A 21,077-nucleotide genomic window follows, 5' to 3' on the forward strand; every position below is an offset into this window, starting at 1 on the left:
CGCAATTATAGATAAAAGCGTTTATTGTTCTTTATCCTTTTTTGGCTGGAATAGTTCGGCGCACTTTCTTAGCGTTGCATTGAGTGCTTCATTTAGTTCCCGTGATTTCTTTTTCAGGGCAGCGCCTTTACGGGAAAGGGCAAGTATCTTACGGGTGTAATCGTGTGCTTTTAATGAGTCAGGGGTAATCTTCATGGGCTTTCGATTTTCATCAAGTTAATCAAATTAAATCTTAAATCCATGCTTTGTTGAAAACTTCAGCGTTCAAATCTGCTGTTGTTTCAGCAGTGCTTCGATTTTTATAGAACAATCTTGCATGGCAATTGTAATACAAATAAATAGAAAGGAGCTGGCATCATGAAAGAGAAAACCCTTAGCCCGGTTAAGCAGAAGAAGCCACATGGGCAAAAACTAAAAAAATTATATCAGCGCATATTGAAGGCTCAAAAAAGTATCATCCTACCGATATGGAGCGTACAATTTGGCGAACTAAAGTTTAAACAATAGTATTCAACCTTAAACAGAAAAACGATGGCAAAAAAAGGTGCAAAAGTGGAACGGAGTCAGGTGAACTCTTCCCAACCCTACGAAGTGAAGTATCTGGCAGATAAGCTGGGCGTAAGCAGTCAGGCGATAACCGGGGCTAAACGAGCTACTGGTTCCAGTGACCGCAAGGACATAGAAGCCTATCTGAAAAATAAGCAAAGTAAAAGTAAAAAATAGTTAGACCGGATATGAGTGAGGAAAAGAAAAACACAGGTTCTTTGCTGTCAGGGCAGGAACCTCATCAGAAGGAAGATTTTGATCAGGCTGAAAGAGCGAGTGCTGCTTCTTTTGAACTTGATCCTGATAAAGGGATTACTCCTGACCCGGAAGAATATAATCAGGGAGATGAGCAGGGTAATATAAAGCAAATGCCTAAAGCAGATCATGTTGGTTCAGGCGGATTTGATCCGGTAAATGCTAACCCGGATTTAGATGCCGGAGCATCTGATGTAACCACAGAAGATCTTAAAAGCCTGGACGCACTAGATAGAGACCACTGAGTTTCCTGTGATCAATCCATAACATGATCCGAGATACATCGGTTGCTTTCTTGTCTCGTATTAGTACGTTTTGTTTTTTTTAACTACTTGAAAATAGGTGTATTATGTTATATTTTTTTTATAAACACTAAACCAATTAAGTCTGTTTGTTGTTTTTATACTGGTAACAAACTTAAAATCTAATGTTATGAAAAAGATTATGATCACATTATTGCTGGCTATGTTTTGCTGGTCAGCATTCGGTTGGCAAGTTCCTCCGCAGGATACCACAAAAAAACGTCAGGATAGTTCAAAAAAACATCCCGTAAAGTCAAAAATGCCTAAAATGAAACATCCTTGGAAAGACAGTACTAAAAAGGACTCAGTCAAACGCAAAATGATGGACACTACTCGGAAGATTCCACCAGTGTTTTAATTGATAAGCTTTCATTTAAAGGCCAGGTATAATCCGATACCCAATGATTCGCATTTGATGAAGATGTAGCCGACACTGGGTGAGTATTTGATGGCGTTGCTTAGCAGATTGCTCAGTACCTGCGTTTACTGAAGCATTCAACTCGTGGTGGATGCGTGTCTTTTCCTGTAGATCTACGATTTTAAAAAACTGGCGTAATCGGCATGGAACTCTCTTTCAGGGATGGAATCAGTCTTTCAAATGTAGAAAGGAAAGTTAGTTTGAAACATTTTCCTCATGGCGGTGGTTAATGTCTAACCCGGATATACTGTTATCTGTTTTTGATTATGAAAGATCTTGCCCAACGTTTTCCTGAAAATCCCCTGCTGCTACCCAAAGATCTCAGTCCGAGTGCCTCAGGGTTGCAGATCATTTGCCTGCTGAATCCTGGGGTATTCAGGTTTGAAGGAAAAACATGGTTGCTGGTTCGCGTAGCAGAAAGTGTAAAACAGGTAGAAGGTTGGGCCTTTATCCCCTTGCTGAATGATGAAGGCATACTGGAAATCATCGAGGTGCCCTTAAATGATCCTGATCTGATCGCATCTGATCCACGGGTGTTCAATTACCAGGGCCTGGATTACCTGACCACCGTTTCTCACCTCAGGTTGCTGAGCAGTGAAGATGGTGTTCACTTTCAGGAAGAAGCAGGTTACCCGGGTATTTTCGGACAGGGTAAGCTGGAAAGATTTAGTATTGAAGATTGTCGTGTCGTCCTTCTGGATGGAAAATATTACCTCACCTATACCGCTGTATCTGATAACGGAGTAGGAGTAGGCATGCAGATCACTACAGATTGGAAACATTTTGAGCGTAAAGGAATGATTTTACCTCCGCACAATAAGGATGTGGCTCTTTTCGAGGAAAAGATCAACGGAAAGTTTTACGCTTTACACAGGCCCAGCAGTAAGGACATCGGGGGCAATTACATCTGGCTGGCGGAATCTCCGGATGGCCTGCACTGGGGCAATCATCAATGTATCATCAAATCCAGGCCGGGTATGTGGGACAGTGCAAGGGTCGGAGCCGGTGCTGCACCCATCAAAACTGAACATGGCTGGCTGGAAATTTACCATGGAGCCGATGCTGAACACCGGTATTGCCTTGGCGCACTGTTGCTGGATCTGCACGATCCTTCCATTGTACTGGCCAGAAGTATTGAACCAATCATGGTACCTACAGAGAAATATGAACTCAGCGGGTTTTTCGGATTTGTGGTGTTCACTAATGGTCATGTAGTGGAAGGTGACCGGCTAACCATTTATTATGGTGCTGCTGATGAGTTTGTTTGCGGCGCCCATTTTTCGATCAATGAAATCCTGGGGTCTCTGGGCTTTGGTGTGTTCCCGGGCGTTTGATCCGGATGCGGTAAAATAAAAGATGTTGTCCAAATAACCGTTGAATATAAAATTGAGGCTTAATTACTTATTTTTTGCCTTTAGGTATTGATGCAGCTGCCTGGCCAGAAAGGTGATCGTTTGTGATATAATCTCGTCTGGATTTCCCTGGAAGACGATTCTTTCGTCAAGAATTTGCTGTTGCCCTTGGATTCCATGAAGGAACATAGTTCCTACGGGTTTCCATGGGGTTTCGCTTCCGCCCGGCGCAGTGAGTCCTGTGCAGCCAATGTGAATGTCGGCTGGAATTAATTTTTGAATTCCTTGGGTGATCGAGCGGGTGACAGTTTCGGATTCAGGGGTAAATTCTTTGAGCTGTTTTTTAGGGACTTTAAGCAAACTGCATTTTAAATCCGCATCGTAACAGACGATGCCGCCTTTTAGAAATTTACCGGCATCAGGTACCATGGCGAATTCAGCGCTGATGCGGCCCGCGGTCGCGCTTTCAGCGAAGGCGATGGTCAGTTGATGCTGGATCAGTAATTTACCGCATCGTTTTAAATCTGCGTCATCTATGTATTTTTTCATGGATTTCATGTTAATTAATAGATGTGGCTACTTCCCGGTTTCCAGATCCGGGGCATCCACGGGTTTGGATTCGGGAGATCCTTTTTGTCTCAGATAGATGGTCAGGAAAACAATAGAAGCGACTGAAAGAAACTCGCTTTGCCAGTTTTGGAAGGTTTCAAACCAGAACTCTGCCTGTCCCAGGTAGGCGGTTACGCTTTCTTTTGGAAGGTGCTTTGCCAGTTGTTCGACGTTGTGATTCTGCCAGCTTCCATAAAGGTGCGTGGCCCAGCTCGCCAGGAAAAGGATCGCGAAACAAATGGAAAGCGAATTGCTGTATAGCTTTAAGATCCATCCGCCTTTTCGTACTGCCCAGGGTGCATCTTTTGATGGCTTTGGTTCACGGTCTACCTCTTCGGGCTTGTCCAGGCTTTTCGATTCTGCTGAACCAATCTGGCGCAATGATACGGTCAGTAAAACGTATAAGGCCATTTGCAGGAATTCGCTTTCAAAGTTTTCGAAGGTGGCGGAAATGAAATGCCCGCTTTGTAAATAAGTTGTCAAACCGATTTCTGCCGCATGGTCTTCCTTCAGATCCTGATTGTGTTTTTTCCAGCCGGTAAGTGCCTGTGCGGCCAGGGTTGCGATAAACAGAGTCAGGAATACGATGGTAAGTCCGTTTCTGTAAAAATAGCTGTGTTTTTTTGATCCTGGTTTCATGGTTAGATAATTTGCAGGTGAGGTCTGATCTGTAAGGTAATGACGTCACATCTTTGCGGCTGAGAAAGGCAATACAATACACTCATCGCAATGTCTTCAGCCTTGAGCATTTCCATAGCTGCTATTTTTTTACGTTGTTCATCTGAATCTTCTTCAATCATGTCCGATCCGACCAGTCCGGGTTCGATGAGGCTCACCTTGATGCCTAGTTCATTCACTTCTTTTCTGAGCGCTTCGTTGAAACCCTGGATCCCGGCTTTGGTAGCTACGTATACAGAACTGTCTTTGCCACGTTCATCGGCACTGATGGATCCAATGTTGACAATGTGGCTGGAAGTGTTTTCTTTCATGCGTTTTACAGCTTCATTACAGCAGGCCATATAACCCAGCAAGTTGGTGTTGACGATGTATTGCCAGTCCATGTATGTTCCTTCCATGATGCTTTCATAGGATAATGCAGCGTTATTGATCAATATATCCAGGCCTTTGAACTGGCTGTCTACCATTTCAAATATCCTGCTAATGTCTTTTTGATCAGCGATATCGGCAATCATACCTAAGCATTCTGTTTCTTGATCGAGCCTTCTGATGGCTTCCATTGTTTCATCAAGGGGCTGTTGGTTACGGCCAAAAGTCATTATCCTGGCGCCTTGTGAAGCGAGCAGGATTGCTGTTGCGCGCCCGATGCCGGTTGTTCCACCGGTGATGAGTACTCTTTTTCCTTTAACTGATCTAGGAAGGTATGTGGTTAATGAATCCATAGCTTTTGTGTTGATTAGGAACGTGTTAAATCCTGAAGTCGGGTAGTCTGCGTATTGTTGTTGCATTTTCCCAGTAAGATATAGATCAGTATAAGCTGATGATGGTGGAAAGAACTGTTTACCCGAAGTCATGCAGGTAAACAGTTTTGATTTTATTATGCCGGATCGTCGTCCGGGTTTTCAAAATCTGCGTCTTCTTCTTCGCTTGAGGAGCTTGAATCCGGGTCGTTCTCAGGATCGATATCCAGGTCATCCAAATCGTTAGTTTCCTGGTCGATTTCCAGTTCTTCACTTTCCTGTTCAAGACGAGTTCCTTCTCCGTCTGCAAATTCTGTTTCTCCGGGGGTGTAACCAGCTTGTTCATTATCGGCGCTGCCGTCCTGGTTAGTTTCTTCTTGTTCCACGGGGTTTCGGCCGACCTGGAACTGTTCAGGGTTTATAACTTCTTCTTCTGGTAAGTGATCTTGATTTTCCATAATTGTAGATTTTAGAAACGTATAACAATGGCTGTATTGACAGTAAGGAAAATATATTGTTAGGGATGATGGGAATATCCCCCTTAGCGTGGCTAAGGGGGTAGGAGGTTTATTCTTCTTTATTCTGCTGCCGCCTGCTCGTTGATTGAGCTGACTGCAATTTCGGTAAGGGCAACGTCCGTCGCTTTTTCGTTGTCCAGGGTAAATTGCAGGAGCTCGGCCACATCGGTATGTCCCATGTTTTGGGCAAAAACTACCAGTGTGCCATAGGTTGCGATTTCGTAATGCTCTACTTTTTGGGCGGCAAGAATAAGCCCGGCGTCACGGATCATGGTATCCGCATCGGTATCTTCAATGATGCTTTCGGCTTCTTTTAACAGGCCTTCCATGGCATCGCATTTTTTTGCCTGGGCTTTCTCATCCAGCAACTGGAATACTTGTTCGAGGGTCGCGATGTGGTTATTGGTTTCTTCAGTATGTTTTTCAAATGCGGCTGCCAGTTCCGGACTGGTTGCTGCTTTTTTCATTTTAGGGAGGGCTTTAGAAAGGTGTTTTTCCGCCCAGTAGATGTCTTTCAGTTCGTCCACGAAGAATTCATGGAATTCTGAATTTTCCATTTTCCCTGTTTTTGATTTTGTGGCGGTCTTTGCGCCTGTTTTTGTTGTAGTTGCCATAATTTTTAGTTTTTCGTTAGATTAATGTTCTTGAATTCAATGTTGTATTACAATCAACTGCGGGGAAATAACCAACAGTCTAAAAATTTGTTTGAACTTTTTTAAAAAGGATAATTTTCGCTGAGAACTATAGCTGAAATGTAATGTAACTGTATCTGTTTAACATTGGAGGTTAGCGTTTGTTTTGATTTTTTTGTGGCTCTTTTGAAAGAGATTTAAAACTTTTTTGATCCCACAGGGGTTAATGCCTTTATCTATTATTTATCTAATCTTCAACACTATGAAAACTAAAAGTTTCTTAAAATTTTCTGCAATCCTGGTGGTTTTTGCCGGATTAGCAGCTTGTCAGAATACAGACAGAAGTGGTAATGCCCAATTGGACAGCGCCCCGGTTGGCAGCGATTCTTTGCGCAGGGCCGACAGTTCAGATGCGACAAATGATGTGACCCATATGAGCAAGGTGGATGGCGACGGAGCGGCTTTTATGGATACGGCTGCTGTGGGCGGTATGATGGAGGTAGATCTGGGTAAACTGGCACTTGAAAAGTCTTCCAATGCAGAGGTTAAGAAATTTGCTGCGCAAATGGTTGCTGATCATACCAAGGCCAATACGGATCTGAAAGCGGTTGCGGCGAAGCTGGAGCATTTGTTGCCTTCGGCTTATCCGGCGGATGTGAAAGCGCATATGGATGCGATGAAGAAGTTAAGTGGGAAAGAATTTGACAAGCATTACATGGATATGATGGTAAATGATCATGTCAAAACCCTCGATCTGTTCAGATCTGCAAGCAGCTTAAGAGGTGAGATTAAAGATTTTGCTGCAGCTACACTTCCGGTTTTGGAAAAACACCATCAAATGGCTAAGGAAATAAATGCATCGCTGAAATAAAATTGACGATGCAAATTAATGAATTGATGAATAAGAAGGTTGAGCACTTTTACGATAAGTTTTATGACTGGGTACTGTTAAAAGGCCCAGTCGTTTTGCTGGGGATTGCTGTCTTGATCATTGGTCTGTGGCTGATCAGGATATTTGCACGCTGGATGCGAAACAGGATGCAGCATAAAAAAATCAACAGTTCATTGAAACCTTTTTTTCTGAGCGTGGCCGTTGTGGTGCTTAGGATACTGCTGATTTTTTTAGTGATGCAGATTATGGGCATTCAGCTGACCATTTTTGCTGCCCTGGTCGGTGCGATTGGTGTTGCTGCCGGCCTGGCACTGTCTGGTACAATGCAGAATTTCGCCAGCGGTGTATTGATCTTGTTATTAAAGCCATTCCGCGTTTCGGATAATATAATAGCCCAGGGGCAGGAGGGTACGGTATCTTCTATACAACTCTTCTTTACTGTGGTGACTACTTTTGACAATAGAACGGTGATTATCCCCAATAGTAAACTCTCTAACGAAGTCATCATTAACATCAGTGCGATTGGCAGCAGGAGACTGGATCTGGAACTAAAATTGAATTACGGGATTGACCTGTCCAAGGTTAGACAGGTGATCGATGAAACCATCACAGAATCAAAATCAGTTTTGAAAACCCCGGAGAAAAGGGTGGGTGTATCTTTATTGGAAACGGATGGTTACAAGGTGATGATCAATGTCTGGCTGAATTCCCATGGCTTTCACGATGCCAGGCTCATCTTTCAGGAAAATTTATTGGAAAATCTGAAATCTTCGGGTATTAAGCTACCGGGAATGGATTCAAAGTAATATTAAATGATGAAGCGAGAGAAAATTACATTTAAGGGGATATGGAAAGTGGTAAAGGAAACCTTTACAGGATTTAGCGAGCATAAGGTAACCTTTAAAGTGTTGCCAGGCTCAGAGATTCTCCCTTCGCATTATGCGGTGACAACTAAGGAAATTGAAGTGGAAACCAGTCATAAGTCTGTTCAGCAAAATGCTTCATAAACGATTAATCATCAATAATAATGGGATATGGATACAGTAACTGTAATCATTGAAACACCCAAGGGCAGCGGCCAGAAGTATGACTACGATCCGCAGACGGGAAAGATGAAGCTGAAAAAGGTGATGCCGCTGGGTCTGGTATTTCCTTTTGATTTCGGCTTTATTCCTGGAACGGTTGGTGGTGATGGTGATCCGCTGGATGTGCTGGTAGTTTCTGAGGTTTCGGCTTTTTCGGGTTGCGTGATGGATTGCAGGATCATAGGTGCGTTTAAGGTTGTACAGCAAGAACGTAATGGTGAACGCATGCGAAACGACAGGTTGATCGCTATCCCTGAAGTTTCGCAGCGTTATGCCGAGGTAACTGCACTGAAAGATCTTTCCAAAACAATCGTAGATCAGGCTATCGCTTTCTTTACCAGTTACAATGAGCAGGCCGGTAAGAAATTTAGTGTGCTGGAAAAGTTAAGTGCTGCGAAAGCTTTTCAGCTCATTGAAAAAAGCCGGAAGGATTTACCCATGGACCGGCTGGTGGAAATTTTCCTGCCTTTACGGGATGGCAATGGCGAGGTATTTCCTAAACAAGTGTATGATGGGATTCGTGAGGAGCTGACAACTAAGTTTGGAGGCGTAACTGAATATTCCAGGAACCCGGTGAAGGGTTTCTGGAAACCTGATGAGGGCAGAGCTGAGCAAGATGAGCTTTTGGTGTTCGAAGTGATGTGCACTGAAATAGATGCCGGATTCTGGGATAAGTTGAAGTTACGGTTATTGAAAATCTTTAAACAGGATTCACTCATCATCAGGTGTTCTAAAATAGAACTCCGGTAAAGTTGCGTTGCATTTGGCACCAGGTTTTTTTCATCAACCTCAAGGCTAGGCCTGTGACCACTGCACCCAGCACTATTGTTGAGAGCAAAAAAAACATCACTGTAGAAGCTGTTATTAACTGAAACCAGGATCAGATCTTTTTTACTTTAGTGGCGTTGAGGCCCTTCTTGCCGTTTTCCACCTCATAACTGACCCGGTCGTTTTCCCTTACCGGGGCACTGAGCGCGCTGGCGTGCACAAATAATTCCGGATCTCCGTTGCTGGGTATAATGAAGCCAAATCCTTTTGACTCATTAAAAAATTTTACTGTTCCTTCTGGCATGTTGTTGTTATTAAAAATTAGGTGTTCGGCAAACTTTGGTTTGCGGAGATGATAACAGTCGGGTTTGAGTTTTTGTTTAATAAAATATTAAAATAATTTTTATTAAACAATTTGTATTTCAGTGTGTTGAAATTACGCTAACTAACAATGTTCCCGGCTGAACTGGGTTCTATTCCACAGGTCAGATCTATGGTGCAGCGGGTGGCAGCGGACAGCCTTAAATTTTTGTTTTAAACTAAAAGTACATTATGAAAAGCATAGGTGAAGAATCAGCTGATGACATGGCTAAGAAACAAATTACACCATCAACCCCGGTAAGTCCCAGGGATGGTTTAGACAACACAGGAACGCAAGGGTATGACTCCCTGACTGATGATGCGTTTACAGGTTCTTCAAAGAAACCGGAGGAAAATCCAGGAGATGACCAGAGTCATACGGGCAGTTCTTCGGAAGATTTTGACGATAGGGGGGATTAGGGTATGCGAAATATAGCAGAAGATTGGGAGCCTTTCGAAATGTATTCTATGTTATTTATCTACTGATAATTTAAGTGAATAAAAATGAAGGAAAATAATTCAATTGACGTTCAGGGTCAAATAGAAGTGGACTATAGCCAGTATGATGAGGCTGTACAAAAGTTAAAACCGAAGGTATACCAACAAGATGATGGTTTTTGTTGTCTTTCCGGTCCTGATCAGGAGACGGGGATTTTTGGAAGTGGTGATACGCCGGATGCTGCGATCCAGTCCTGGAAATCAGCACTTGAAGAAAGGTTCAGGCGCTTGCATGGGGAAGATGAATGATGATTTTGATAACCCGGGCTTAGAAAATTATGGTAAATCACGTTGCATCATTTGCAGATCAGGGATTTGAATGGACAGATCTGGTAGATCCATCTTTAGAAGAACTAAACGATCTTGCCAGGAAATATAAACTGCATCCTGCTTTGGTTAAAGATTGTCTCCAGCCTGATCATCTACCTAAGTATGAAAGAATGGATAACTATTCTTTTATTATTTTCAGGATACATACCGATAACAATGTGGCTGAAGCGGATACGGTTCAGCTGCTGACCCATAAAATTGCTATTTTTTATGGGGAAAAATTTCTGCTGACCATTCACCGGCGTGAACATGAATTTATTAAACCATTGATGGATCTGGCATGCGCTGGCAAGTGCGAGAGTAGCAGAGAATTGCTGAACGCTCTGATCAGCGCCTGTTTGAATACTTATGAAGCACCATTGGCCAAATTGGCGAAATCGGTAGACTATTTTGAGGAGATTGTGTTTCTCAGACCTAAAAAAGTGCCGCTTTTAAAGGGGTTGTATTACCTCAAGCGGAAAATTGATTTGCTCAAGCGGATGCTGATTCTTTCTTTTGAAATCATTGATGCGATTGATTCTACGGAGGGTGATGTCAACACCAGGGATATCCGTGATCAGTATGTTAAGTTCCAGAATATGTTTGATTCGCTGGCTGAGAACATTCATCAATTGCTGGCCATATATTTTTCGGCTTCTTCTCAAAAAACCAATGAGATCATGCGGGTGCTGACAATCTTGTCTGTGTTTTTTATGCCGCTGACTTTCATAGTTGGCATTTATGGGATGAATTTTGATGTTATGCCAGAACTGCACTGGAAAATTGGTTATCCAGGGGTAATGGGACTGATGGTGGTAGTAACGGTATCCATCTACTTCTGGTTTAAACGCAAAGGTTGGTTGTAAGATTGATTGGAAAGCACTTCCAAGCGATGGAACCTTCTACTGACCTATAGGTGAGATCAGGTTAACGCAGTACACTTTTACCCGTTTTTTCGCTATTTGTTTTTGAAAACATCCTGTTTTTTCCCCAGTCTTAGGGTACTATATTCAGACTCAATTTGCTCCAAAAGTGTTTTTAATCAAAACTTCCCGTAATCAGCCCTGTCTTTTCCTTCCTGCTCTTCCAGGAAAATTCGCTGGCCGATGTGCCAGTATAAAACGAACAGTTTTATAATACCTGCTTAATCCTGACTTAATAAGCTGTGTTTATATTCGTTTAGCCCAATGCTTGTTATTAAATACATTTGGAAGATCCCAAAAAACCCAGGATGGATGTTCTGGGTTTTATTTTTGAAGGGACTGGATTTCTTCTTTTGAAAGTTTGGTAAGCTTAATGATTTCTTCTATTGGGTATTTGTTAACTAGCATTTCAAGAGCGATCTCAATTGCTTTTTTATGTATACCCTGTTCACGACCCTGTTCACGACCTTGTTCCAGACCTTGTTCCAAACCTTGTTCCAGACTTTTTTTAACCGCGTAATCCAGTACATTTTTGTTATCCCACTTGCGCTTTAAACTTGAATTGTACATATCACGTTCCTCTGGTGTTAAACTGGCATAATTAGCCAGGGTAAATAACTGATCAAATTCCGGGCCGGATAAGTATTCCGGACGTTGTTTAAATTCGGTTAAGTGCTTCAATGCATATAACCATTTATCCAGCTCCGTATACAATTCATCAGACCCTTTAACAAAATTAAGCATTTCAATAAATATAAAGCCTACTTTATCATAGAATATTATGCCAGTGTGCCTGTTAGCGAGACAGATATCCTGTACATATTCAGATTTTGGGCTATCCGGCAGGTTAAAGTCTTCTAAAAATGCAAGCAGGTACACTTCTGTAAGCTTGTAAGCCCAGCCCTTTCTATCGCCTTTTGGAGCTTGTTCACTGATTGCTCTGGAGACATAAAATAGCGCCCGCTCTTTAAAATACTCCTGGTTGCCACGTTGGACTTCGATAATGAACTTGCTGCCGTTAACATCGGTACAATAAACATCAAATACGGCTCCGCCTTCCTGGGCTATCTCACCGGGGAATTCATTTTTCCCGTATTCAATTTCAGTAATGTATTTTCTGCCTTTAAAGAGGTGGTTTAACAGACCTATCAGAATTGGTTTACTTTCTTCTGTGGCGAACAATCTTTTAAAGCTAAAGTCGACAAAGGCATCAATGAAAGTTGTAGGCTTAGGTTCTCTTTTTTGTTTTGGGTGTGTTGCAGTGCTGGTTTGTTCTTGCATTATTACTGGTTTAGTTACACAGCAAAGCTACTCTGGAGAAAGTTGTGAAACCTAACTTGGCCGAAATTCAGCTAAATTCGCTGAATTTTTAAGGGTTTTTGAAATTTAGTTTGGAATTGTAGGTCTCGAAAATGCAATTTCAATATGAAATTCTGTAACTAATTTTCAAATACCTAAGCAACCCATTATGCCTATAACTATAATAAAATCAATTGTGTCCGCACTGCGGACGCAATTGGAAAGGGCCGGTAAAACTGACGATATCGTTCCAGTTGTCTTTTTGAATAGCCTCTTCCAAACTCGGGTTGTAATTGCTCTGAAAGTGTTTTAATCAAAAACTTCCCGTAATCAGCCCTGTCTTTTCCTTCCTGCTCTTCCAGGAAAATTCGCTGGCCGATGTGCCAGTACATGAGTACGCGTTCAGTGTTTACTGCGCAGATGACTTTGCCCCGGGCCAATCACTGGATAAAATGATATTCCATGGTAACAAATCAGAAGTTTTTGGCTTAAACAAATGCTGAAACTTTATCTTTTCAATATTGTTCTGATTAAGTCCTTAATTTAATATTTCTACATATGCCGGAATTACCTGATCTTGAAGTCTTCGCTGCTAACCTGGAAAAACGGTTTAAACATAAAACCTTGGAGCGCCTGGAAGTGCAGGTAGCTAAAAAGCTGAATGTGCCGGAAAAGGAGCTAAAAGAAACCCTGGAGGGGCATCAGCTGACTGCTGTAAAACGCGAAGGAAAAACCATCCAATTGCATTTTGGTCCTGAAAGGATATTGGGCTTACACCTGATGCTGCATGGAGCGTTAAATCTGATTGAAGCTGATGAGAAAATAAAATATCCCATTGTCTCATTTCATTTTAAGACTGGTCATGGTTTCGCTTTAACTGATTTTCAAAAGGCTGCGACCCTGACATTAAATCCTGTGGTGTCTGATGTACCGGACGCGCTTTCCAAAGAAATGAGCGTGAACTATCTGGAAGCGGTTTTGGCGAAAAAGAAGGCGCCTATAAAAACGGTATTGATGGATCAGCACCTTATCCGGGGTATCGGTAATACTTATGCGGATGAAATTTTATGGGAGGCAGGAATTTCACCATTCTCAGTTTCTAAAGCCATTCCTAAAGCAAAAGTAAGGGAACTGCACCAGGTGATCGGAAAGTTATTGCGTAAGGAAATTCAGCAGATCAGTAAAATGCTGCCAGATGAGCTGGGTGGAGAGATTAAGGATTTTCTGAAAATCCACGGCGCAGGTATCAAAGAAAGCCCGACCGGTAAAAAGATACTGGTAGAAGAGATTGGTGGGCGTAAATCTTATTATACAGAGGAGCAGGAATTGTACTAGTAATGCATATAAACCTAATGCCTATCCCGGTACATCCTTAAAAACACAGATGATGAAAGACAGCTTCGTTAAAATTTTTATTTTATTTTCATACGGGTTCAGCCTGTCCTTGAGTGCGAATGCACAAAAGCATGCTGTCAGGTATTCATTGTTTCATCCGGTGCCCGCCAGTCAACTTCGCGACATGGAGACTGACCGGCCAGATGTGACGGAATCACCTTTTACGGTAAATGCCGGGCATTTTCAGTATGAGACGGATCTTTTCAGGATAGTTAGGGAAAAATCAGACATGAGCAAAACCAGTACTTTGCTGATCAACCAGGCTAACCTGAAAATCGGGCTTACCGAATCTACTGCGCTTCAGGTTGGTTTTCAGAGTTATGGCGAAATGCGGCAGAAGGATCTGGCTTCAGGAAAAAAAACGCATACCCATGGTATTGGTGATCTGACTGTGCGTGTGAAGCAGAATCTGTTTGGAAATAATGGCGGGAATTTCGCACTGGCGCTGTTGCCTTATGTGAAGTTTCCGACTTCTGAGTATGACAGTGAAGGTAGGTTTGAGTATGGGCTGATCCTGCCGATGCAATTTAAGCTGCCGGGGGAATGGAAACTGGGTTTGCAGCTCGAGACTGACCGGTTGAAGGACCAGGACCAGCAGGCAATGCATACCGAGTTATTACAGTCGGTAACGGTTGCGCATGCGCTGGTAAAGAAACTCGACGGCATCGCAGAGACTTATTATACCTATGATTTTAAAGCGCAGCAGTGGTCGAACTTTTTAAACGCGGCTTTACAGCTGGAGTTGGCTAAAAATGTGAAACTGGATGCAGGTTTTAATTATGGGATTCAACATCAGGCAGCCAGGCATTATTTTCTTGGGGCCGCCTGTAGGTTTTAAATGAATTTGCTAAAATGAACCACATGAAAGATTATTCAGGCTGCCGGTAAAGCTATAATATTTTTACTACCAATGCCATATCTTTAATTGCTTTTTTATTTAAATTACGTAATTGCAAAAGTATCCTTAGCTGTCTAAAATAACGCCCTTGTTCTAATGTAGAATTATGGGTTTCTATTTCCTGAACAACACATCATCAGCAAGTTCTTCAACAGTATTGACGTTTAAATGAAGGACGTGTTTAATTATACCAGGTAGGGTATTGTGCATGTTTTCCCTAAAAATCTTGTCGTATTTGCTTCCTTGTACAGGGTGGTTGATTTCTTCCGGCATTTTAAGTTTTTGATAATACAAAGCTACGCTGGAGAAAGTTGTGAAACCTAAGTTGGCCGAAAATCAGCTAAATTCGCTGAATTGTTAAGGGTTTTTGAAATTTAGTTTGGAATTGCAGGTCTCGAAAATACAATTTCAATATGAAATTCTGTAACTAATTTTCCAAATGCTGATGCCGAAGGCAGCAATAATCAGCCTGATGTCGTATAGTATATCGTACTATTGGACCCAATCAGTTTCCCTCAGAACAATGCTTCCTTTACAGGTACTATGACCGAAAATTCAATTAATGGAACTTTAACCTTCAACAGAACAAGCAATGGATTGGCCTGTGTAATTAATATGAAGATGACATTAAAACTCATTTATTAAAATAAATTAATTGTGATGCCAATCACTGTATGAAATGATATTGGATGGTGAGAAATCGATTATTTTTCTTTTCCGGAAGGGAGGCTGGGCTAACAGAAAGATGTTATTGGGCTGCAGATACAAAGAGCCCGAAAACTTAATTTCCAGGCTCCCATTTTATAAAATATGTTAAAATTTACTACAAACTGCCAAGCAGGCTTAAAACATTGTTTACCTGCTTACCAACATATTGCAAAGTATCACTAACTACGGTGTTCACTGTTGGCAATATTCCACCAAGCAGACTACCTAACAGGCCTCCACCTTCAATTTTTGACATTTCCAATTCATTCATTTCCTGAACTCCGAGATTGTTTAATTCCAGATTTTTCATAATGGGCTGTTTAAATTTGTTCCCTACTTTCTTAAAGGCTTTTCGGGCTATGCCGGGTATTACTTCTGTAAAACCAATACCAAGATAACTTATTTAAGCCAGGTTAAATAGTTTTTTGTGTGTTCATATTGTTCATTTTCAATTGATTATACTTTTTTTCGAAAACCTCCCATAATCAGTGCGGTCTTTTTCTTCCTTCTCTTCCAGGAAGATTCGCTGGCCGATGTGCCAGTACAAGACGAACAGTTTTCAAGATCGATGTTCTGGGTTTTAGATGTGCAGGGTTTTTATTTTTGAAGGGCCTGGATTTCTTCTTTTGAAAGTTTGGTAAGCTTAATGATTTCTTCTATTGGGTATTTGTTAACTAGCATTTCAAGAGCAATTTCCAATGCTTCTTCATAACGACCTTTTTCAATACCTTTAATCTCGCCTTTAATTTCGCCTCTACGATATAAAATGTCTTTTTCTTCTTTAAATATTTTTCCTACCAGTGCCATATCTTTAATTGCTTTTTTATTTAAATTACGTAATTGCAAAAGTATCCTTAGCTGCCTAAAGTAACGCCCTTGTTCCAGTGTAGAAGTATGGGTTTCTATTTCCTGAACAACCTGTGCCAATACACTTTCTGTGCTTTCTGATGCTAAATTACTTAAAATTGCCAGCATTTTCTCCTCAACCAAATCTGATTTTAAGAACAGTTTATAGTTTACAGCAGAGAGCTCTGTTAAGTTGTAGCGGAATCGGAAATCCTTAGTTGTGATAGAAGTGGCCATATTTGCTTTGGCAGAGCCAATGTAAATTACGAACTGTTTAACAGGCAACTTATGTTTTCTTTGCAACATGATGCTATACTCTGCCATACGGAATGCCATTTCCGGATAATTATCCGTTTGGTATTCTACATGCAGCACATATCTGTTGCCCTTGTTATCCCTAACCTTCTTTAGTAAATCTGTTTTTCTTTCTTTGGTAAATTGTACATCATCGGCAAGTTCTTCAACAGTATTGACGTTTAAATGAAGGACGTGTTTAATTATACCAGGTAGGATATTGTGCATGTTTTCCCTAAAAATCTTGTCGTATTTGCTTCCTTGTACAGGGTGGTTGATTTCTTCCGGCATTTTAAGTTTTTGATAATACAAAGCTACGCTGGAGAAAGTTGTGAAACCTAAGTTGGCCGAAATTCAGCTAAATTCGCTGAATTTTTAAGGGTTTTTGAAATTTAGTTTGGAATTGTAGGTTTCAGAATTGCAATTTCAACATGAAATTCTGTAAGTAATTTTCCAATGCTGATGCCGCAGGCAGCAGTAATCAGTCTGATGTCGCATAGCCTATCCGTACTGTTGGCCTGATAATTATCCCTAATGCCGTACACGTGGATTTGTACGACAAAATTGATGTTATTCCTCTTGGTAAGTTCCAAACATTCTTTAAAGACAATTTATGGTAAAATCAAATAAACTGACCTGCTCAACAAAATTAATTGACACGCTCAACAAAACTATACGCTCTGTACCTACCTAAATTTGTTCTATAACATTTAAATAAAAAACGAAATGGAAAAGAACAATTATAAAGGCGCATTACAGCACCCACTGGGCTCAGGTTTTAATGCTACCTCAACAGCGACAGAAGTTATCAAAGGCATTGATCTGACAGGAAAGATCGCAATCGTAACTGGTGGAAACGCTGGCATAGGTTTGGAAACCACAAAGATACTTGCAGCAGCAGGCGCAATCGTGATTGTACCTGCCAGAGACATTGAAAAAGCAAAGAAAAATCTGGAAGGTATTTCTAACGTTGAAATTGAGGCAATGGATCTCTCTAAGCCTGAAACCATTGATACATTTGCCGAAAAATTCCTTGCTTCTGGCAGGCCACTTCATCTATTGATCAATAATGCTGGAATCATGTGGGTACCGTTACAACGTGATAGCCGTGGTATTGAATCGCAACTGGCAACCAATTATCTGGGACAGTTTCAGCTAGTGGCAAGATTATGGCCTGCGCTTAAAAATGCCAATGGCGCACGCGTTGTTAACGTTTCCTCACTCGGACACCATATGGCACCCTTCAATTTCGATGACCCCAACTTCGAGCATAGAGAATACCAAACATTGCTTGGCTATGGACAGTCAAAAACAGCCAGTAACCTGTTTGCCCTAGAGTTAGATAATCGTGCCCAGGCATATCAAGTAAGAGCATACTCACTGCACCCTGGTTCAATTGCCGGAACAGAGTTAGCCAGAGATGCAGATATGGAATTGTTCAAACAGATGGGCTTCTTTGATGAGCATGGAAATATGCGCCCGGAAATACTTGCCAGCCTGAAAACCATATCACAAGGTGCTGCAACTTCCGTTTGGGTTGCAACCAGCGCATTACTTAACAACATTGGTGGCGTTTATTGCGAAGATGGGGATATTGCCGAGCTTCTTTCTGAGGACCCATCAGTACAAACAAACGCTAAACTGCATCAAAGCGGTGTGCAACCGTATTCACTGGACGAAAGCAATGCCAAGCAACTTTGGGAGCTAACTGAGGAAATAACAGGTATTAAATTCAAAATGAACTAGATCATGAAAAATTTAAACGGAAAAATCGCTCTGATTACGGGAGGCAATAGCGGGATCGGATATGCCGCTGCCAAGGAATTTAAAAAAAACGGTGCGCAAGTGATCATCACCGGTAGAAGAAAAGAAGCCTCAAGTATAATGGTGAATTTCACTAAAGAAATTCGCCTAAAACAAATAACTTTATTCCGATGGAGCATTTATCCAAATACTTGACCAAAGACATTAAGCTTTCCAGCTACGAAGACAAACTGTTCAAATCAGACCTGATGTTCGATGATCACATGCTGGTTTGGTTTATTTCTGGAGAAACAAAGATTATACAGGCAGACAGAACATTTTATTTCAAAACCGGAGATATTTTTCTGATCCCAAGAAATGAACTGGCAACGATCATCAATTATCCAAAGAATGGTCTGCCACATAAAACGGTGGTGATGCATCTGTCAACCGATCGACTGAAGCAATTTTATGAAAAAATAGAGATCAGAAAAGATTTACAGAATGAGCAGAAAATATACAGTTTTAGTAACCACCCCTTATTAGAAAGCTGCCTGGCTTCGCTAATACCCTATTTCAATATGGAGGGAGAATTTCCCGAAAGCCTTGCTTCCTTAAAAATTATAGAAGCCATTAGCATTCTAAGAATAATAAACCCAGAGGTAGATAGTGTTTTGGCAAATTTTGATGCTCCCGGAAAGATTGACCTGGTGAATTTCATGCAACGGAATTTTATGTTCAATATGTCATTAGAAAAATTGGGATACTTAACAGGCCGAAGTTTATCTACTTTCAATAGGGATTTCAAGAAGCTATTCCATACAAGCCCTCAAAAATGGTTGACTGAGAAAAGGCTTGAATTAGCTCACTATCACTTATCCGAAAAAAAGAAAAAACCAACTGAGGTTTACCTTGAAGTTGGCTTTGAAGATCTGTCTCATTTTTCCTTTATTTTTAAGAAGAAATACGGAGTATCTCCTAATCAAATATCATTAGTTAGATAAAGTAATAGTAAGTCCCTTTGCTTTATCCACTTTTGACTGAAAAGCAGGATGGTTTCTATATTTATCCAACGTGCTGTCTACTGCAACATTAGGTGTGTTTTTTTTATTTAATTCCTTGATTTTCATAATACAAAAAAGCTTCATATTCTACGCCTTTATTAAATGTTTCCCATTCCTCATTTCGCATTCCGTACACTTCAAAATCTTTTTTAATTTCAGTTAGGTACTTAGTAATCCCCATTCTATAAAGTTGTATCGCAGAAAATTCATCAGCACTCATTTAGCCAAATGGGTTTATATGGGCATATGAGAAAATTAGCATGATAAATAACTGATCAAATTCCGGGCTATAGTGCCTGGATTTCTTCAATTGAAAGCTTAGTGATTTTAGCAATAAATTCTGTAGCTAATCCTTCTTTTTTAAGTTCAAGAGCAATTTCCATTGCTTCTTCATAACGACCTTTTTCAATACCTTTAATCTCGCCTTTAATTTCGCCTTTAATTTCGCCTTTAATTTCGCCTCTACGATATAAAATGTCTTTTTCTTCTTTAAATATTTTTCCTACCAGTGCCATATCTTTAATTGCTTTTTTATTTAAATTACGTAATTGCAAAAGTATCCGTAGCTGTCTAAAATAACGCCCTTGTTCTAATGTAGAAGTATGGGTTTCTATTTCCTGAACAACCTGTGCCAATACACTTTCTGTGCTTTCTGATGCTAAATTACTTAAAATTGCCAGCATTTTCTCCTCAACCAAATCTGATTTTAAGAACAGTTTATAGTTTACAGCAGAGAGCTCTGTTAAGTTGTAGCGGAATCGGAAATCCTTAGTTGTGATAGAAGTGGCCATATTTGCTTTGGCAGGGCCAATGTAAATTACGAACTGTTTAACAGGCAACTTATGTTTTCTTTGCAACATGATGCTATACTCTGCCATACGAAAAGCCATTTCCGGATAATTATCCGTTTGGTATTCAACATGCAGCACATATCTGTTGCCCTTGTTGTCCCTAACCTTCTTTAGTAAATCTGTTTTTCTTTCTTTGGTAAATTGTACATCATCGGCAAGTTCTTCAACAGTATTGACGTTTAAATGAAGGACGTGTTTAATTATACCAGGTAGGGTATTGTGCATGTTTTCCCTAAAAATCTTGTCGTATTTGCTTCCTTGTACAGGGTGGTTGATTTCTTCCGGCATTTTAAGTTTTTGATAATACAAAGCTACGCAGGAGAAAGTTGTGAAACCTAAGTTGGCCGAAATTCAGCTAAATTCGCTGAATTTTTAAGGGTTTTTGAAATTTAGTTTGGAATTATAGGTCTCTAAAGTGCAATTTCAACATGAAATTCTGCAACTAGTTTTCCAAATGCTGATGCCGAAGGCAGCAGTAATCAGCATGATTTTGTATAGCATATAATAGGTTCGAATATTTATATTCTGGTAGTGTTAGCCCTGGCACACTATTTCTAAAAAGCAGGGGTAACAATTTTCCGCTTTTCCTGATATACCTATAACAAATAATATTTAATCTTTAAAAAAGAATATCATGAAAACTTACACATTAATCTTTGCCTTATCATTTATCAGTTCAATTGCATTTAGCCAGGTCAAAGGAAAGGGAGGCAGCGGGGGCGGGGCAGCAGCTGCGTCTTATGCCGCGACAGGAAAAGCTATTGTGCCATCAGACACGGCTAAGACCATTATTCCTAAGCAAACCCAGGGTGCAACATTTGGCGAAAAAGTGAACCAGGGTTTACATGCAGCGGGCTCTGCAGTAGCTTCAGGTGCAGCAAAAACAGAAAACCCCTTGTACCAGGGAAATGCCGGTAGCCAAAATAACCCGCTTCATAAATCTGAAGCAAAGGTAGCCAGCCCCGGCAATCCAATTGGTGGGATAATTGTAAAAGGTGGTAAAAACAAATAGGGGAGCATATAGGGGCCGGGCCGGATATGTAGCATTTGGAGGATACCTGGTCACTGGATTATGTGTGTCTTATGAAAAGCTA

32 protein-coding genes are annotated in these 21,077 nt (G+C 40.9%); 17 read left to right on the plus strand and 15 right to left on the minus strand.

The window, feature by feature from the left end:
• Nucleotides 1-21: 21 nt before the first annotated feature.
• A complete protein-coding gene (locus PHEP_RS22180; protein ID WP_015807544.1) occupies nucleotides 22-195 on the minus strand; it encodes a hypothetical protein in 174 nt (57 codons plus the stop codon).
• A 336-nt stretch (nucleotides 196-531) separates the two neighbouring features.
• Between PHEP_RS22180 and PHEP_RS08605 the strand changes: the two genes are divergently transcribed.
• The 4 genes from PHEP_RS08605 to PHEP_RS08620 all read left to right on the plus strand — a co-directional run bounded on the left by PHEP_RS08605 (nucleotide 532) and on the right by PHEP_RS08620 (nucleotide 2,855).
• On the plus strand, nucleotides 532-723 hold the full coding sequence (locus PHEP_RS08605; protein ID WP_015807545.1) for a DUF3606 domain-containing protein: 192 nt from the start codon (nucleotides 532-534) through the stop codon (nucleotides 721-723).
• An 11-nt stretch (nucleotides 724-734) separates the two neighbouring features.
• Nucleotides 735-1,046, plus strand: a complete 312-nt coding sequence (locus tag PHEP_RS08610; RefSeq protein WP_015807546.1) for a hypothetical protein — start codon at nucleotides 735-737, stop codon at nucleotides 1,044-1,046.
• Nucleotides 1,047-1,233: 187 nt separating this feature from the next.
• On the plus strand, nucleotides 1,234-1,461 hold the full coding sequence (locus PHEP_RS08615) for a hypothetical protein (protein ID WP_036673928.1): 228 nt from the start codon (nucleotides 1,234-1,236) through the stop codon (nucleotides 1,459-1,461).
• Between the two features lie 326 nt (nucleotides 1,462-1,787).
• Nucleotides 1,788-2,855, plus strand: coding sequence for a glycoside hydrolase family 130 protein (locus PHEP_RS08620; RefSeq protein WP_015807547.1), 1,068 nt, complete (start codon nucleotides 1,788-1,790; stop codon nucleotides 2,853-2,855).
• Between the two features lie 63 nt (nucleotides 2,856-2,918).
• Here PHEP_RS08620 and PHEP_RS08625 read toward each other — a convergent pair whose 3' ends face one another.
• The 5 genes from PHEP_RS08625 to PHEP_RS08645 form a co-directional block, all read right to left on the minus strand.
• Nucleotides 2,919-3,422, minus strand: coding sequence for a CinA family protein (locus tag PHEP_RS08625; RefSeq protein ID WP_036674367.1), 504 nt, complete (start codon nucleotides 3,420-3,422; stop codon nucleotides 2,919-2,921).
• Nucleotides 3,423-3,449: 27 nt separating this feature from the next.
• Nucleotides 3,450-4,121, minus strand: coding sequence for a DUF6766 family protein (locus tag PHEP_RS08630; protein WP_015807549.1), 672 nt, complete (start codon nucleotides 4,119-4,121; stop codon nucleotides 3,450-3,452).
• Between the two features lie 2 nt (nucleotides 4,122-4,123).
• Entirely contained in the window at nucleotides 4,124-4,882 is a 759-nt protein-coding gene (locus tag PHEP_RS08635) for an SDR family oxidoreductase (RefSeq protein WP_036673930.1), read from the minus strand.
• Nucleotides 4,883-5,037: 155 nt separating this feature from the next.
• Complete coding sequence (locus tag PHEP_RS08640) at nucleotides 5,038-5,358, minus strand: hypothetical protein (RefSeq protein ID WP_015807551.1); 321 nt, start codon at nucleotides 5,356-5,358, stop codon at nucleotides 5,038-5,040.
• Nucleotides 5,359-5,477: 119 nt separating this feature from the next.
• Nucleotides 5,478-6,032: a YciE/YciF ferroxidase family protein gene (locus PHEP_RS08645; RefSeq protein WP_015807552.1), complete on the minus strand. Its 555-nt coding sequence runs from the start codon at nucleotides 6,030-6,032 to the stop codon at nucleotides 5,478-5,480.
• Between the two features lie 280 nt (nucleotides 6,033-6,312).
• Here PHEP_RS08645 and PHEP_RS08650 point away from each other — a divergent pair, with 280 nt between their 5' ends.
• From PHEP_RS08650 to PHEP_RS21575, 4 genes are read left to right on the plus strand one after another with little or no spacing between them, the layout of a single operon-like run.
• Nucleotides 6,313-6,921 (plus strand): DUF4142 domain-containing protein, encoded by a 609-nt coding sequence (locus PHEP_RS08650; protein WP_036673935.1) that lies wholly within the window; start codon nucleotides 6,313-6,315, stop codon nucleotides 6,919-6,921.
• Nucleotides 6,922-6,947: 26 nt separating this feature from the next.
• Nucleotides 6,948-7,748 (plus strand): mechanosensitive ion channel family protein, encoded by an 801-nt coding sequence (locus PHEP_RS08655; protein WP_143715720.1) that lies wholly within the window; start codon nucleotides 6,948-6,950, stop codon nucleotides 7,746-7,748.
• 6 nt (nucleotides 7,749-7,754) lie between these two features.
• Nucleotides 7,755-7,949 carry a hypothetical protein gene (locus tag PHEP_RS08660; protein ID WP_015807555.1) on the plus strand — a complete coding sequence of 65 codons (195 nt, stop codon included), beginning with the start codon at nucleotides 7,755-7,757 and terminating at the stop codon, nucleotides 7,947-7,949.
• A gap of 27 nt (nucleotides 7,950-7,976) precedes the next feature.
• A complete protein-coding gene (locus PHEP_RS21575) occupies nucleotides 7,977-8,777 on the plus strand; it encodes an inorganic diphosphatase (RefSeq protein ID WP_015807556.1) in 801 nt (266 codons plus the stop codon).
• Nucleotides 8,778-8,907: 130 nt separating this feature from the next.
• Here the strand turns inward: PHEP_RS21575 and PHEP_RS08670 are convergent, their stop codons facing one another.
• Entirely contained in the window at nucleotides 8,908-9,099 is a 192-nt protein-coding gene (locus tag PHEP_RS08670; protein WP_015807557.1) for a cold-shock protein, read from the minus strand.
• A gap of 248 nt (nucleotides 9,100-9,347) precedes the next feature.
• Between PHEP_RS08670 and PHEP_RS08675 the strand changes: the two genes are divergently transcribed.
• The 3 genes from PHEP_RS08675 to PHEP_RS08685 all read left to right on the plus strand — a co-directional run bounded on the left by PHEP_RS08675 (nucleotide 9,348) and on the right by PHEP_RS08685 (nucleotide 10,828).
• A complete protein-coding gene (locus PHEP_RS08675; protein ID WP_015807558.1) occupies nucleotides 9,348-9,575 on the plus strand; it encodes a hypothetical protein in 228 nt (75 codons plus the stop codon).
• A gap of 84 nt (nucleotides 9,576-9,659) precedes the next feature.
• Entirely contained in the window at nucleotides 9,660-9,902 is a 243-nt protein-coding gene (locus PHEP_RS08680) for a hypothetical protein (protein ID WP_015807559.1), read from the plus strand.
• A 29-nt stretch (nucleotides 9,903-9,931) separates the two neighbouring features.
• A complete protein-coding gene (locus PHEP_RS08685; protein WP_015807560.1) occupies nucleotides 9,932-10,828 on the plus strand; it encodes a magnesium transporter CorA family protein in 897 nt (298 codons plus the stop codon).
• A 381-nt stretch (nucleotides 10,829-11,209) separates the two neighbouring features.
• Here the strand turns inward: PHEP_RS08685 and PHEP_RS08690 are convergent, their stop codons facing one another.
• Nucleotides 11,210-12,166: an Rpn family recombination-promoting nuclease/putative transposase gene (locus PHEP_RS08690; RefSeq protein ID WP_015807561.1), complete on the minus strand. Its 957-nt coding sequence runs from the start codon at nucleotides 12,164-12,166 to the stop codon at nucleotides 11,210-11,212.
• A 197-nt stretch (nucleotides 12,167-12,363) separates the two neighbouring features.
• Complete coding sequence (locus PHEP_RS08695; RefSeq protein ID WP_262495139.1) at nucleotides 12,364-12,624, minus strand: DUF1016 N-terminal domain-containing protein; 261 nt, start codon at nucleotides 12,622-12,624, stop codon at nucleotides 12,364-12,366.
• A 118-nt stretch (nucleotides 12,625-12,742) separates the two neighbouring features.
• Here PHEP_RS08695 and PHEP_RS08700 point away from each other — a divergent pair, with 118 nt between their 5' ends.
• Nucleotides 12,743-13,519 (plus strand): Fpg/Nei family DNA glycosylase, encoded by a 777-nt coding sequence (locus PHEP_RS08700; RefSeq protein WP_015807563.1) that lies wholly within the window; start codon nucleotides 12,743-12,745, stop codon nucleotides 13,517-13,519.
• 49 nt (nucleotides 13,520-13,568) lie between these two features.
• Nucleotides 13,569-14,417: a transporter gene (locus PHEP_RS08705; RefSeq protein ID WP_015807564.1), complete on the plus strand. Its 849-nt coding sequence runs from the start codon at nucleotides 13,569-13,571 to the stop codon at nucleotides 14,415-14,417.
• 174 nt (nucleotides 14,418-14,591) lie between these two features.
• Here PHEP_RS08705 and PHEP_RS22325 read toward each other — a convergent pair whose 3' ends face one another.
• From PHEP_RS22325 to PHEP_RS08720, 4 genes are all read right to left on the minus strand, one after another.
• Entirely contained in the window at nucleotides 14,592-14,750 is a 159-nt protein-coding gene (locus tag PHEP_RS22325; protein ID WP_015807565.1) for a hypothetical protein, read from the minus strand.
• 550 nt (nucleotides 14,751-15,300) lie between these two features.
• The gene (locus PHEP_RS08710) at nucleotides 15,301-15,495 is read right to left on the minus strand and encodes a hypothetical protein (RefSeq protein ID WP_015807567.1); all 195 of its coding nucleotides are present in this window, start codon (nucleotides 15,493-15,495) and stop codon (nucleotides 15,301-15,303) included.
• A 287-nt stretch (nucleotides 15,496-15,782) separates the two neighbouring features.
• Nucleotides 15,783-16,616 (minus strand): Rpn family recombination-promoting nuclease/putative transposase, encoded by an 834-nt coding sequence (locus tag PHEP_RS21905; protein ID WP_015807568.1) that lies wholly within the window; start codon nucleotides 16,614-16,616, stop codon nucleotides 15,783-15,785.
• A gap of 101 nt (nucleotides 16,617-16,717) precedes the next feature.
• A complete protein-coding gene (locus tag PHEP_RS08720; RefSeq protein ID WP_036673942.1) occupies nucleotides 16,718-16,918 on the minus strand; it encodes a hypothetical protein in 201 nt (66 codons plus the stop codon).
• A 133-nt stretch (nucleotides 16,919-17,051) separates the two neighbouring features.
• Here PHEP_RS08720 and PHEP_RS08725 point away from each other — a divergent pair, with 133 nt between their 5' ends.
• The 3 genes from PHEP_RS08725 to PHEP_RS08735 are packed head-to-tail and all read left to right on the plus strand — an operon-like array spanning nucleotide 17,052 to nucleotide 19,072.
• Nucleotides 17,052-18,071 carry an SDR family NAD(P)-dependent oxidoreductase gene (locus PHEP_RS08725; RefSeq protein ID WP_015807569.1) on the plus strand — a complete coding sequence of 340 codons (1,020 nt, stop codon included), beginning with the start codon at nucleotides 17,052-17,054 and terminating at the stop codon, nucleotides 18,069-18,071.
• A gap of 3 nt (nucleotides 18,072-18,074) precedes the next feature.
• Nucleotides 18,075-18,284: an SDR family NAD(P)-dependent oxidoreductase gene (locus tag PHEP_RS08730; protein ID WP_015807570.1), complete on the plus strand. Its 210-nt coding sequence runs from the start codon at nucleotides 18,075-18,077 to the stop codon at nucleotides 18,282-18,284.
• Nucleotides 18,260-19,072 (plus strand): helix-turn-helix domain-containing protein, encoded by an 813-nt coding sequence (locus PHEP_RS08735; protein ID WP_015807571.1) that lies wholly within the window; start codon nucleotides 18,260-18,262, stop codon nucleotides 19,070-19,072. Before PHEP_RS08730 ends, PHEP_RS08735 begins: the two co-directional genes overlap by 25 nt.
• A 103-nt stretch (nucleotides 19,073-19,175) precedes the next feature.
• On the opposite strand, the gene PHEP_RS22185 is transcribed toward PHEP_RS08735, so the two are convergent.
• Together PHEP_RS22185 and PHEP_RS08740 are read right to left on the minus strand one after the other, a co-directional pair.
• A complete protein-coding gene (locus PHEP_RS22185) occupies nucleotides 19,176-19,352 on the minus strand; it encodes a DUF6934 family protein (RefSeq protein WP_015807573.1) in 177 nt (58 codons plus the stop codon).
• 67 nt (nucleotides 19,353-19,419) lie between these two features.
• Nucleotides 19,420-20,271, minus strand: a complete 852-nt coding sequence (locus tag PHEP_RS08740) for an Rpn family recombination-promoting nuclease/putative transposase (RefSeq protein WP_015807574.1) — start codon at nucleotides 20,269-20,271, stop codon at nucleotides 19,420-19,422.
• Nucleotides 20,272-20,617: 346 nt separating this feature from the next.
• Here PHEP_RS08740 and PHEP_RS08745 point away from each other — a divergent pair, with 346 nt between their 5' ends.
• A complete protein-coding gene (locus PHEP_RS08745; RefSeq protein WP_015807575.1) occupies nucleotides 20,618-20,995 on the plus strand; it encodes a hypothetical protein in 378 nt (125 codons plus the stop codon).
• The last annotated feature ends 82 nt before the right edge of the window (nucleotides 20,996-21,077 follow it).

The organism is Pedobacter heparinus DSM 2366, from assembly GCF_000023825.1.
Classification (GTDB): Bacteria; Bacteroidota; Bacteroidia; order Sphingobacteriales; family Sphingobacteriaceae; genus Pedobacter; species Pedobacter heparinus.